This is a genomic window from Methylobacterium sp. E-012, assembly GCF_057836545.1.
Window position 1 is genome coordinate 4,647,735 of sequence record NZ_JBYQEY010000001.1, and the last position, 12,881, is coordinate 4,660,615.

A 12,881-nucleotide genomic window follows, 5' to 3' on the forward strand; every position below is an offset into this window, starting at 1 on the left:
TGCCGAGGCCGCAAGCTGCATAGACGGCTGGGCCGACCTGAACCGGCCGTTCGCGGCCATCGTCGCTTGAGGCGGCGGGACGATCGCACGGACCCGATTGGATGGATCTCTCCTCCCTGGCGTTGCTCGCCTCCTCGTGGCTCTCGCTGCTCTGCCTGATCCTGGCGGCGGCGGGCTGCCTCTACGGGCTGGCGGCCGCCTATTGCGCCGGCCGCTACGCGGCCCGGGCCGTGCCGGTCCTGGCGTCCGGCGCGCCGCGCCCCTCCGTGACCGTGCTCAAGCCGCTCTGCGGCCTGGAGCCGAACCTCTACGAGAACCTCGAAACGGTCCTGCTTCAGGATTATGCGGGCCCGGTCCAGGTGGTGTTCGGCGTCCAGAGGGCGACCGATCCCGCGATCGGCGTGGTGGAACAACTGAAGCAGGCCTATCCCGAGGCCCGCATCGACCTCGTGATCGACGGCCGCCAGCACGGCTCGAACCGCAAGGTCTCGAACCTGATCAACATGGCCGAGCGGATCGCCCACGACGTGGTGGTGCTGGCCGATAGCGACATGGTGGTCCGGCCCGACTACCTGGAGCGCCTGGTCGCCGAACTGTCCCAGGCGGGCGTCTCGGGCGTCACCTGCCTGTATCACGGGGTGCCGGCCTTCCGGGGGCTGTACGACCGGCTCTCGACACTGGCGATCGATGTCCAGTTCCTGCCCAACGTCGTGATGGGGTTGAGCCTGGGCTTGGCGAAGCCCTGCTTCGGCTCCACCGTCGCCTTCACCCGGGCGAGCCTCGAGGCGCTGGGCGGGTTCCGCAGCTTCCGCGACGACCTCGCCGACGATTACGCGATCGGCGCGGCCCTGCGTGGTCTCGGCGGCCGGGTGGTGATCCCGAGCTTCACCATCGGCCATACCAGCGTCGATACCGATCTGGCCGGCCTCTGGCGCCATGAGCTGCGCTGGAACCGGACCATCCGCACCGTCGATCCGGCGGGCTATGCCGGTTCGATCGTCACCCATGCCTTCCCGCTCGCCGTGCTGGGCGCCCTGCTGCCCGGCGGGGGGGGCGGCGCGCTGGTCGTCGCGGGCCTCGCCCTGGCCGGGCGGGTCCTGCTCTGCCGGCAGCTGGAGCGCGCCTTCGGCCTCGCCCCGCACCCCTACGGACTGTTGCCGATCCGCGACATCCTCTCCTTCTTGAACTTCTCCTGGGCCTTCGTGTCGGGGGCGGTGACATGGAAAGGTCACGATTATCACGTGGTTGCGGACGGTACCCTGATCCCGGATTCCGAACTCGGCCGCGATGCCGGCGCGCCCACCCGCTGATTCCGGCTCCCGCGACTCCCGCCCTCCCCCGGCAACGCCCTGAGGCCTTGAACCCCATGCGCACGCTCTTCCTCCAGGCCCCCACCTTCGACGGTTTCGATGGCGGTGCCGGCTCCCGCTACCAGGCCAAGCGCGAGATCAAGTCGTTCTGGTACCCGACCTGGCTGGCCCAGCCGGCCGCCCTGGTGCCGAACTCGAAGCTGATCGACGCGCCGCCGCACAACATCAAGCTCCCCGAGATCGTGGCCCAGGCCAACGACTTCGACCTCGTCGTGCTCCACACCTCGGTGCCGTCGTTCAAGTCCGACGTGAAGACGATCGAGGCGCTGAAGGCGGCCAACCCGAAGCTGATCGCCGGCCTGATCGGCGCCAAGGTCGCGGTCGATGCCGCCGGCGCCATGGCCCAGGCCCCGGTGGTCGATTTCTGCGCCCGCAACGAGTTCGACTTCACCGTCAAGGAAGTCGCCGACGGCGTCCCGATGGCGGACATCAAGGGCCTGTCCTATCGCGATGCCAACGGTGTCGTGGTCCACAACGAGGACCGCGAGATCATGACCGATATGGACCAGCTGCCCTTCGTCACCAGCGTCTACAAGCGCGACCTGGAGATGGAGAAGTACTTCATCGGCTACCTGAAGCACCCCTACATCTCGTTCTATTCGGGCCGGGGCTGCAAGAGCCGCTGCACCTTCTGCCTGTGGCCGCAGACGGTCGGCGGGCACACCTACCGCACCCGCTCGGTCGCCCACGTGATCGAGGAGATCAAGTACTGCCTGAAGGAGTTCCCGCAGACCAAGGAGTTCTTCTTCGACGACGACACCTTCACCGACAACCTCCCGCGTGCGGAGGAGATCGCCCGGGAGCTCGGCAAGCTCGGCGTGACCTGGTCGTGCAACGCGAAGGCGAACGTTCCGCGCGAGACCCTGAAGGTGCTCAAGGAGAACGGCCTGCGCCTGCTGCTCGTCGGCTACGAGTCCGGCAACCAGGCGATCCTGCACAACATCAAGAAAGGCATGCGCGTCGAGGTCGCGGAAAAATTCACCCAGGATTGCCACGAGCTCGGCATCGCCATCCACGGCACCTTCATCCTCGGCCTGCCGGGCGAGACCAAGGAGACGATCCAGGAGACGATCGCCTTCGCCAAGCGGATCAACCCGCACACGATCCAGGTCTCGCTGGCCGCCCCCTACCCGGGCACCTTCCTGTACAAGCAGGCGGTGGAGAACGGCTGGCTCGACATCGAGAATGCCGAGCTCGTCGACGAGAACGGCGTGCAGGTCGCGCCGCTGCACTACCCGCACCTGTCGCACACCGAGATCTTCACCTCGGTGGAAGAGTTCTACAAGAAGTTCTACTTCCGGGCGCCGAAGATCGCCTCGATCGTCAGCGAGATGGTGCGCTCGCCCGACATGATGAAGCGCCGCCTGCGCGAGGGCGTGGAGTTCTACCGCTTCCTCAAGGAGCGTCAGGGCACCGCCAAGGCGGCGTGACGTCAGGGGTCCGGGGCTCTCTGCCCCGGACCCATCGACACCCGTAACGAGGTTGTTGTGAAGCGTCTGGTCGTCACCGCGGACGATTTCGGGCTGAGCCCCGAGGTCAACGAGGCCGTCGAGCAGGCCCATCGCGACGGGATCCTCACCGCGGCGAGCCTGATGGTCTCGGCGCCGGCGGCCGCCGATGCCGTGGCCCGGGCGAAGCGGATGCCGTCCCTGCGGGTCGGGCTGCACCTCGTCCTGGTCGAAGCTTGGCCAACTTTGCCGGCGGCGCAACTGCCCGACCTGACTGATGCTGCCGGGCTGATGCGCGCCGACATGGCCCGCGTCGGCCTCGACCTCGCCCGCAAGCCCGCTGCCCGGCGCCAACTCGCCGCCGAGATCACGGCGCAGTTCGAGGCCTACCAGGCCACCGGCCTGCCCCTCGATCACGTCAATGCTCACAAGCATTTCCACGTCCACCCGCTGATCGCCGGCGCCGTGCTGCGCATCGGCCGCGGCTACGGCATGCGGTCGATCCGGGTGCCTCGCGAGCCCCGCGAGCTGCTGCGCCGGGCCGAGCCCGGCGCCCGGCCCCGGGCGGCCCTCGACATCGCCCCCTGGGCGGCCCTGCTCGCCGTGCGCGCCCGCCAGGCCGGCCTGCTGATCCCCGACCGGACCCTCGGTCTCGCCTGGTCCGGCGCGATGACCCCGCCGCGGGTGGCGGCGCTCCTGGCCCACCTTCCGGATGGCCTGACCGAGCTCTATACCCACCCGGCCACGACCGGCGGTTTTCCGGGCGACGCGCCGGGTTACCTCTACGCCGACGAGCGCGATGCGTTGATCGCCGCCGCCGCTCGGGCGACCGTCGATGCGTCGGGCGCGCTCAGGGGCGGGTTTTCGGACTTTTTGGGGTGACCACTTATCGAGCCGCTTCGCTCGTGCCGTCACCGCGGATGTCGGCGCCCGCGACGCACGGTTCTGGACCGGAGGCGAAGGTCCAGTGGCTCGGCGTAGTCCTGCCCACCATGATGGATGGGTTGCCCGGCGGATGCGTCGGCCCGAAGGGCAATGGAGGCCCGACCGCTGAGGTGAAGTAACCCTGGATCGACCCCATCGTCCGGGAACCCTCGATCGCGGTGCCGCGCCTCCACACCGACAGCGCCCTGCCGGCGGCCCTGGCGCCCTGTCGCAAAAAGGGCCGGGTGGGGACCGCGCGCTTCAACGACGATCCCTACCCCGACCTTGTCTTCGAGAAGGCCCTCTGAGCGGGGGTCTATTTGGCCGGCACCGGATCCTGGCGCGCCGTGCTCTTGCGTAAAGCCGCCCCGACCGCCTTCTCCGCCTCGGGCCGGTCCTCGTCGGGCTGTGCCGGTGGCTCCCCCAGCGTTGCAGGCACCACGAAGAACGCCGCGATCAGGGTGAAGAACAGCGATAGGGCCAGCAGCTTGCCCATGCTGGCCGTGCCCGGATGGCTCGACAGGACCAGGGAGCCGAAGGCGCTGCCGGTCGTGAGCGCCGAGAAGAAAATCGCCCGGGTCAGGCTGGAGGCCAGCATGTCGGTCACCCCCGCCCGCCAGGCGATGACGTAGTAGATGTGGAAGGCGACGCCGACCGCGAGCATCAGCGGCAGGGCGATGATGTTGGCGAAGTTCAGCGGCATGCCGATGATGCGCAGGGCCATCAGCGTCCACAAGGTCGCGATCACCAGCGGGCCCAGCGTCATCGCCACGTCCCAGGGCTTGCGCAGGGCAACCGACAGGATGACGAAGATCAGCACGAAAGCTGTCACGGCCGCCTGCACGAAGGCGCCCAGGATCGTGTAGGTCGATTGCGTCGTCGCCACGGGCGCGCCGGTAGCGTGGGGCGCGACCTTCAGCACCTCGTCCGAGAAGGTGCGCAGCACCTCGTCGTCGTTGGAATCACCCTTGGGATGGACCTCGATGCGGGTGCGCCCGTCCGCCGCGACCCAGTCGGCCTTCAGCTGCGGCGGCAGGTTGTCGAGCGTGATCTTTTCCGGATGGAGCAGGTCGCGCAGCCGGGCCAGCAGCGGACCGAGGTCCTTCGTCAGGGCGACCGAGGCCGCCTCGCGCAGCGGCACCGGGCCGGCGGCGAGCTTGTCCAGCGTGCCGGCGAGCTGCTTAGCCGCCCCCGCACCCTTGGCGTCGCCCTTCGCGTCCCCGGCGACGCCGTTCAGCGCCGTGGCGGCATCCTTGAGCGCCTTGACGTTGTCGGCATCGCTCGGCGGCGGCGGCCTGCGGCCCGGGTTCAGCACCGGGTCGAGGAGCTGCGCCGTGTCGGCGATCGCCGCGAGCTTCTTGTCCTGATCCCGGGGCACGAAGGTGTCGACGCTGTTGACCGATGCCGTCACCGGCAGGGCCGCCAACTTCTGCGAGAGCGCCGGCACCGCCTCCACGCTCGGAGCCAGGACGTCGATGAGGTTCGGGCTGGTCTCGGGGTTCTTGATCAGGTCCAGATAAGTGGCGATCGATTCCGTCTTCGTGCTGCGCAGGTGCATCGGGTTGGAATCGAAGGGCAGGTGCCAGAGCAGGGGCGCGCCCGCCAGGGTCACCAGACCGACGGCGATCAGGATCGGCTTGCGGTGGCGGATGATCCAGGGATCGACACCAACGAGCCACGAGGTCTGCACCGCCGCCTTCTCGCCCTTGGGCTCGAACACCGCGATCAGCGCCGGCAGGAGCGTCAGCGCGAACAGGAAGGCCACGACCATGCCGACGCCGGCGATGAGCCCCAGTTCGGAGACACCGCGGAAGGCGGTCGGCAGGAAGGCGAAGAAGCCCGCCACCAGCGACACGGCGGCCAGGGTCAGCGACCAGCCGACCCCGCGGGCGGCGGCGCGGATCGCGCTCTGCAAGGTCGGCTGCTCGTAGCGGTCCGCCCGGTAGCGCACCGAGAACTGGATGCCGAAATCGATGCCGAGGCCGACGAAGAGGGCCGCGAAGGCCACCGAGATCGGGTTCAGCTCCTTGACCATGATCAGGCCGAGGGCGGCGGTGACGATGAGGCCCGCGAAGGTGGTGATCAGCACCGCGCCGACGAGCTTGCCGGAGCGCAAGGCCAGCCACAGGAACAGCACGATCGCGCCCACGATGATGCTGTTGTTGACGCCGGCATCCTCCGACAGGGTGGCGAATTCCTCGTCCGCCACCGCCACCGTGCCAGTGAGCCGCATCCGCAGCCCGTGCTCGCCGTCGATCTTGAGATCCTGGGCGACGTTCCGGATCAGCTTGGTCGCCTGATAGCCGGGCTCCAGGGCGTTGAAATCCAGGACCGGCTGGATGAAGACGAACTTCATCTTGTCGGTGACGCTGCTCTGGCCGTTCGCCAGCAGCTCCTGCCACGACATGCGCGCCGGCTTGCCCGCCAGCACCTGCTGAAGGGTGGCGTCGATCTGCCCCATGGGCTTCTCGAGATCCTCCAGCTTGGCGTCGCCGGTCTTCACCCCGCGCGCGCCGAGGGACAGGACCCGCATCACGCCCCGCAGGGACGGATCGGCGGCGAGCGGCCCGAGCAGGCCCTGCTGCTGGGTGAGCGCCTCGAGGGTCTTGTCGAGTTCGGCCTGGGACATCAGCAGCAGGCCGTTCTTGTCGAAGAACGGGCCGCCGTCGGGCCGGTAGACGGTCTCGATCAGGTTCTTGTGGGCGGTGAGCGCCTTGGCGAGGTTGGCGGCCGCCTCTTCGGTGACCTCGGGCGTCGCGCCGTTGATCACCGCCACGATGGTGTTGGTGCGCTGCGGGAAGGCCTGCTCGAAGTTGATCTCGTCCTGGCGCCAGGGCTCCTTCGGATCGATCAGCCGCTCGACATCGGTGTTGATTCGAAACAGATGCGCCGCGACGCCGCCGCTCGCGACCGTGACGAGCGCCACCAGGGCGATCACGATCCACCGATACCGCACCGAGAACGCGACGAGACTTTCGATCACGAGCACCCTGCCTGTTCGCCTCGGACGCACCCCCGGCGCGCCCGGAACTTGCCATCCAGCTCTTCGGAATCCCGGGGACCGGCGCGGCGCAGAGCCCGCATGCCGACCGCCCCGCGATCCGTTCGAACGCGCACCGGGTTCGCGGAACGCCACACGGTCCGCCCCAGCCGTGCAGCACGCATGCGCACGCCGAGCCTGGCCGATATGGACCATGGCGCGGCCGTTCGCCGTCGGCCACGGCTTGCATCGCCGCCACGAGGCTCAGTAAAGAGCGCGATGCCAGATTGCAACGCGGCCGCCCTGCCGCGGTCCGTACGGAGGATATGTGCGTTAGCGCACGGAAATGGCGCCGATGCGATCGAAATCGCGCGTCCCCGGTCGCATTGCCGACGCAATGCACGTGCTGTCCTCAAGGGCGGGCAGTCCTCGCCCACGGATCTGGCGTTCGCGGCCCATGTGGCGCCGTTGCGTCAGGCGCAGAATAAGATGTCATGATCCCGCCGAAACGGGGTCGATTGAGATTAGTTCCAAGCTAGATCGCTGGAAATCGCGATTTTTTTCGTGTTAAGCACCCCGATCGCCCCTGGGCCGACGAAGTGAAGGAGCCGCAATCTTGGGTATCCCCCTCCGGTACGTCGCGAAGATCGGCGGCTACATCCTGAAACAGCACCTGACGGGTCGCAAGCGCTACCCGCTGGTGATGATGATGGAGCCGCTGTTCCGCTGCAATCTCGCCTGCGCCGGCTGCGGCAAGATCGATTACCCGGATGAGATCCTGAACAAGCGCCTGCCGGTGGCCGACGCGCTCGAATCGGTGCGCGAGTGCGGTGCCCCCGTGGTGGTGATCGCCGGCGGCGAGCCGCTCCTGCACAAGGATCTGCCGCAGATCGTCGAGGGCATCATCGCCCAGAAGAAGTTCGCGATCGTCTGCACCAACGCGCTGCTCCTCGAGAAGAAGATCAAGGAGTACAAGCCGAGCCCGTACTTCACCTGGTCGATCCATCTGGACGGCGACAAGGAGATGCACGACCAGTCGGTGTGCCAGCGCGGCGTCTACGACAAGGCCGTGGCGGCGATCGCCAAGGCCAAGGAGATGGGCTTCCGCGTCACCATCAACTGCACCTTCTTCAACAACTCGCAGCCCGAGAAGATCGCCGACTTCTTCGACAGCGTGACCCGGATGGGCATCGACGGCATCACCGTCTCCCCGGGCTACGCCTACGAGCGCGCCCCCGATCAGAAGCACTTCCTGAATCGCAAGGCGACCAAGGACCTGTTCCGCGGCGTGTTCCGGCACGGCAAGGAGAAGGGCCGCGAGAAGTGGACCTTCCAGCAGTCGGGCCTGTTCCTGGACTTCCTGGCCGGCAACCAGACCTATCACTGCACCCCGTGGGGCAACCCGACCCGCACCGTCTTCGGTTGGCAGAAGCCCTGCTACCTGCTCGGCGAGGGCTACGCGGCGACCTTCAAGGAACTGATGGACGAGACCGACTGGGACGCCTACGGCACCGGCAATTACGAGAAGTGCGCCGACTGCATGGTCCATTCGGGCTACGAGGCGTCCTCGGTGGTCGATTCGGTCCGCAAGCCCTGGAAGCCGCTGGTGCACGCGATCCGCGGCATCAAGACCGACGGCGCCATGGCCCCGGAGGTCAGCCTGGAGAACCAGCGCCCGGCCGAGTTCGTGTTCTCGCGCAACGTCGCGCAGAAGCTGTCCGAGATCAAAGCGGCCGGCGTGGACACCAAGCAGGAAGCCCGCAAGCGCACCGCCGCCTGAGCGACGGGGCATTGCTCAATGCGAAAGGCCGCCGCGGCATCCCGCGGCGGCCTTTTTGCTGAGCGGTTCGGCCGGCCGGCGAGACCCCGGCACGGCCCCCGGTTCATGGCGGTCGACGGACCGGCGACGTCCTGGCCGCGGGGCGCAGGCCGGGCGAAGGCCCGTGAGGGGTCGGGGATGAATTGCGGCTCCCGCGCCGCGGCCGTGGCTTGGGGGCGCCGTGGCGGCGCGGCGATCACCGCCGAGGTGGCGCGTTCAGAGAGGCATCGGACCGCGCTATGGCGGCGCCGGAACCCGGTCAGCTGCCGCGCAGCGCCTCCAGGACCTTGCCGCCGGGGCGGCCCGTCTGGGGCATCCCGAGCTTGCGCTCGACATCCTTGATCGCGTCTCGGGTCTTCTGGCCGACCTTGCCGTCCGGCTCGCCGACGTCGTAGCCGCGGGCGGCCAGGCGGGTCTGGAGATCGCGCCGCTCCGCGCGGGACAGGGGCGGATCGTCGGTCGGCCAGGGCGCCTGGACACCGGTCTTGCCGCGCAGCCGGTCGGACAGGACCGCGATGGCGAGGCCGTAGGATTCGGCGGCGTTGTACGAGTAGATCGCGTCGAAGTTCTTCGTGACCAGGAAGGCCGGCCCGTCGATTCCGGCCGGCGCGATGATCCCGGCCGGCCCCTCGCCCGAGAGCGGGCGGCCGTCCATACGGGTCACGCCGAGGGACGCCCAATGGGCGATCGGCTTCTTGTTTCTGCGCCCGGCGGAGGCGACGTTGAAGCCGCGGGGCAGCTTGACCTCGTAGCCCCAGACCTGGCCGTGCTGCCACTTGGCCACGTGCAGGAAGTTCGCCGTCGAGCCGACCGCATCGGCCACCGAATCGACCACGTCGCGCCGCCCGTCGCCGTCGCCGTCGACGGCGAGGCGGTGATAGGTTGTCGGCATGAACTGCGTCTGGCCGAAGGCCCCCGCCCAGGAGCCGGTCAGGCGCTCCGGCGCGATGTCGCCGCGCTCGATGATCCGCAGGGTGGCGATCAGCTCGCCCCGGAAGAAGTCGCGGCGGCGGTTGTTCGAGCAGGCCAGGGTCGCCAGGGACTGCACCAGCGGCATCTTGCCGAGGTTCTTGCCGAAATTCGACTCGACGCCCCAGACGGCCGCGATCGTGTAGCGGTCGACCCCGTAGCGCGCCTCCGCCTGGGCCAGGGCGGCCGCGTTCTGCCGCATGGCCGCGCGCCCGTCCTCGACGCGCTCGTCGTCGACCAAGGCCGCCATGTAGTCCCAGATCGGCGTCTTGAACTCGGGCTGCGCCTGCGAGAGTTCGATCACCTTGTCGTCGAAGCTGATGCCGCGCGTGGCCGCCTGGAAGGTCTGCGCCGAGACGCCGGCGGCGGCCGCCTGGGCCTGGATGCCGGCCAGGCAGCTGTCGAAATCGGCGCGCGCCGGCAGGCTCGTGGCGCCCGCGCAGAGGAGGCCGAATCCGAGCGCGACGCCCGACCCGAGGGACTGATTCCGCATCCTGGCGTTCCCGTGTGTCGCCCGTCGTCTAGCGGCCGAATCAGGCAGCACGAGGGTTAACGGCGCGTTAGCGGAGGGGCCGGCCGAGAGCGGGAGATCCGGGAGATCGGCCTGACACTGCGCGGCGCCGGCTATCGATCGCCGCGTCCGCCCGGCACCTGGAGCGACGGGCTGTCAGGTCGCCTGCGCCGCCGTGGTGCGCCGCGACCTGTCGCAGGCATAGGCCCGGATTCGCGCGCCCTGCGCCGGGAGCTGCGAGGCGGAAATTGAAGTATCGGCAGCAGATTGTGCTGTTGGCCACTTCGCCGTGGATCTGATCATGTCGTTGTTGTGATCGGTGTGACTTCCGGAAGTGACCGATATTCATCTTGAGGGTAAAATCAGTTCTCGCCGCATAGCGTGTACATTTTTGAAGTCAAATTAGTGGCTTTCTAATCTCTGTCGCGTATCATGCCGGCTCGATGATGGGGGAGGTGATGATGCGCATTTCAAACATATCGATCGCGAAGAAAATTATTGTTTGCTTTCTGGTACTGATATTCATCAACATTGTGGGTGGATTTATAAATTACAACAAACTGACTTTCATAAACAAAACCACCGGATGGTCCGAGCATACCTATGACGTGTTGAACGTGAACGATCATCTGATCAGCAGCATGGTGGATCGCGAGACCGGGGTGCGCGGCTATCTGGTGGCCGGGGACCGCAAGTTCCTCGCCCCCTACGAGGCCGGTGCCAAAGCCTTCGCGGTCGCCGCGGAGCGGATCCGGACCCTGACGGTGGACAACCCGGCCCAGCAGCACCGTATCGGGCAGATCGAAGCCCTGGCCCAACGGTGGCAGTCCGAGGTCGCCGAGCCGGAGATCGCCATGATGGCGCAGGCCGACACGCAGGCTGCTGCCCGCGCCCTCCTGACCAGCGGCGTCGGCAAGGCGTTCATGGACGGCATCCGGACCCTGGTCGACGAGATCGATGCGACGGAGCGCGCCCTGCTGAAGACACGTCAGGCCGATGCGGCCGACGCGTTCTCGACCTCATACCTGACGACGCTGATTACCATCCTGGCCCTGCTCAGCAGCGCGGCTGCGTGCGCTTGGCTGCTCACCCGGCTGATCGCCGTCCCGACGCGCCAGATGACCGACGTGATGGGTGAAATGACCCGCGACAACTTCGACGTGGCCGTGCCGCATCGGGGGCGGCGCGACGAGATCGGCCGCATGGCCACGGCCGTCGAGGTGTTCAGGCAGGCGCTCATCGCCAAGCGGGCGAGTGACGCCGCAGCCGTGGAAGAGTCCGAGGCCAAGGCCCGTCGGGCCCTCCATCTGGACGCCACGGTCCAGCGTTTCGAGACCGAGGTCTCCAGCCTGACGCAGGCGCTGGCGGGCGCCGCCACGGAACTCGAGGCGACCGCCCGCTCGATGAGCGGCGTCGCGGAGCAGACCGACGTTCAGGCGCTGGCGGTGGCGAGTGCCGCCGAGCAGGCCTCGTCGAACGTCAACACGGTCGCGGCGGCCACGGAAGAGCTGTCGATCTCGATCCGGGAGATCAACGGCCAGGTCTCCCGTGCGGCCCAGGCCGCCGGCCGGGCGGCCCACGAGGCGGTTCAGACGGACGGGGCCGTCAAGAGTCTGGCCGAAACCGCGGAGAAGATCGGCGGCGTGATCGCCCTGATCTCGAATATAGCCGGCCAGACGAATCTGCTCGCGCTCAACGCCACGATCGAGGCGGCCCGGGCCGGCGATGCGGGGCGCGGCTTCGCCGTCGTGGCCACCGAGGTGAAGGAACTCGCCGCGCAGACCACCCGCGCCACCGACGAGATCAGCGCACAGATCGCCGAGATCCAGGCGGCGACCGGCCAGGCGGTCCACGCGATCCGGTCGGTCGCCCGGACCGTCGGCGAGATCGCCGACGGCTCGACCGCGATCGCAGCCGCCATGGAGCAGCAGGGCGCGGCGACTCAGGAGATCGCGCGCAACGTTCAGGAGGCCGCGTCGGGGACCGAGCAGGTCACCAGCAACATCGTCGACGTCAAGCGGGCCGCCGGCGAGACCGGCTCCGCGGCAACCCAGGTTCTCGGCGCTGCGCAGGGCCTCTCGCGATACTCCAACGACCTCGGCCGGGCGGTCGCCACCTTCCTGGCCGACGTGAAGGCGGCGTAACGGGATGCCGGACCTTCCCTAAAGGGGCGAGGTCCGGCCCGGCCCAATCAGGCCCAGTCCCGCTGGGCGAGCCTCTGCTCGTAGGCGTCGATCGCGGCGCCGCGCGCGAGGGTCAGGCCGATCTCGTCGAGGCCGTTCAGGAGATTGTGCTTGCGGCCGGCGTCGATGTCGAAATGCAGGGTGCCGCCGTCCGGTCCCTTGATGGTCTGGGCTTCGAGGTCCACCGACAGCGTGGCGTTCGCGCCGCGCTCGGCATCCGCGAACAGCTTCTCCAGGTCCTCCGGGGCGACCACGATCGCCAGGATGCCGTTCTTGGCGCAGTTGTTGAAGAAGATGTCCGCGAAGCTCGTGGAGATCACGCAGCGGATGCCGAAATCGGCCAGCGCCCAGGGCGCGTGCTCCCGGGAGGAGCCGCAGCCGAAATTGTCGCCGCAGACCAGGATCTTCGTGTTCCGGTAGGCGGGCTTGTTCAGCACGAAGTCCGGGTTCTCGGAGCCGTCCTCGCGGTAGCGCATCTCGGCGAACAGGCTTTTGCCGAGCCCCGTCCGTCGGATCGTCTTCAGGTACTTCGCCGGGATGATCCGGTCGGTATCGACGTTGATCGTCCGCACGGGCGCCGCGACGCCCTCCAGGGTCGTGAATTTTTCCATCGGCTGAAGATCTCGTGACGGTTGTTCCCTGGCGGCGGCTTTAGCAGCCGCGGGGGCTGGTCGGAA

Annotated in this window: 9 protein-coding genes; 6 read left to right on the forward strand and 3 right to left on the reverse strand. The window is 68.1% G+C overall.

Going from position 1 to position 12,881, the window contains the following annotated elements; translation table 11 throughout:
* Positions 1-101 precede the first annotated feature (101 nt).
* From hpnI to AC3IF1_RS22315, 4 genes are all read left to right on the forward strand, one after another.
* The gene (gene hpnI / locus AC3IF1_RS22300; protein ID WP_489219393.1) at positions 102-1,310 is read left to right on the forward strand and encodes a bacteriohopanetetrol glucosamine biosynthesis glycosyltransferase HpnI; all 1,209 of its coding nucleotides are present in this window, start codon (positions 102-104) and stop codon (positions 1,308-1,310) included.
* 56 nt (positions 1,311-1,366) lie between these two features.
* Positions 1,367-2,800 carry a hopanoid biosynthesis associated radical SAM protein HpnJ gene (gene hpnJ / locus AC3IF1_RS22305; RefSeq protein WP_489219394.1) on the forward strand — a complete coding sequence of 478 codons (1,434 nt, stop codon included), beginning with the start codon at positions 1,367-1,369 and terminating at the stop codon, positions 2,798-2,800.
* Between the two features lie 57 nt (positions 2,801-2,857).
* Positions 2,858-3,700, forward strand: a complete 843-nt coding sequence (hpnK, locus tag AC3IF1_RS22310; protein ID WP_489219395.1) for a hopanoid biosynthesis-associated protein HpnK — start codon at positions 2,858-2,860, stop codon at positions 3,698-3,700.
* Between the two features lie 221 nt (positions 3,701-3,921).
* Positions 3,922-4,050, forward strand: a complete 129-nt coding sequence (locus AC3IF1_RS22315; RefSeq protein WP_489219396.1) for a hypothetical protein — start codon at positions 3,922-3,924, stop codon at positions 4,048-4,050.
* 8 nt (positions 4,051-4,058) lie between these two features.
* On the opposite strand, the gene AC3IF1_RS22320 is transcribed toward AC3IF1_RS22315, so the two are convergent.
* On the reverse strand, positions 4,059-6,725 hold the full coding sequence (locus AC3IF1_RS22320; protein ID WP_489220440.1) for an MMPL family transporter: 2,667 nt from the start codon (positions 6,723-6,725) through the stop codon (positions 4,059-4,061).
* A 613-nt stretch (positions 6,726-7,338) separates the two neighbouring features.
* Between AC3IF1_RS22320 and hpnH the strand changes: the two genes are divergently transcribed.
* Entirely contained in the window at positions 7,339-8,502 is a 1,164-nt protein-coding gene (gene hpnH, locus AC3IF1_RS22325; protein WP_243973858.1) for an adenosyl-hopene transferase HpnH, read from the forward strand.
* Between the two features lie 298 nt (positions 8,503-8,800).
* Here hpnH and AC3IF1_RS22330 read toward each other — a convergent pair whose 3' ends face one another.
* Complete coding sequence (locus AC3IF1_RS22330; RefSeq protein WP_489219397.1) at positions 8,801-10,003, reverse strand: lytic murein transglycosylase; 1,203 nt, start codon at positions 10,001-10,003, stop codon at positions 8,801-8,803.
* Positions 10,004-10,482: 479 nt separating this feature from the next.
* Between AC3IF1_RS22330 and AC3IF1_RS22335 the strand changes: the two genes are divergently transcribed.
* A complete protein-coding gene (locus tag AC3IF1_RS22335; RefSeq protein ID WP_489220441.1) occupies positions 10,483-12,165 on the forward strand; it encodes a methyl-accepting chemotaxis protein in 1,683 nt (560 codons plus the stop codon).
* 47 nt (positions 12,166-12,212) lie between these two features.
* On the opposite strand, the gene leuD is transcribed toward AC3IF1_RS22335, so the two are convergent.
* Positions 12,213-12,815, reverse strand: a complete 603-nt coding sequence (gene leuD / locus AC3IF1_RS22340) for a 3-isopropylmalate dehydratase small subunit (RefSeq protein ID WP_243973855.1) — start codon at positions 12,813-12,815, stop codon at positions 12,213-12,215.
* Positions 12,816-12,881 lie beyond the last annotated feature (66 nt).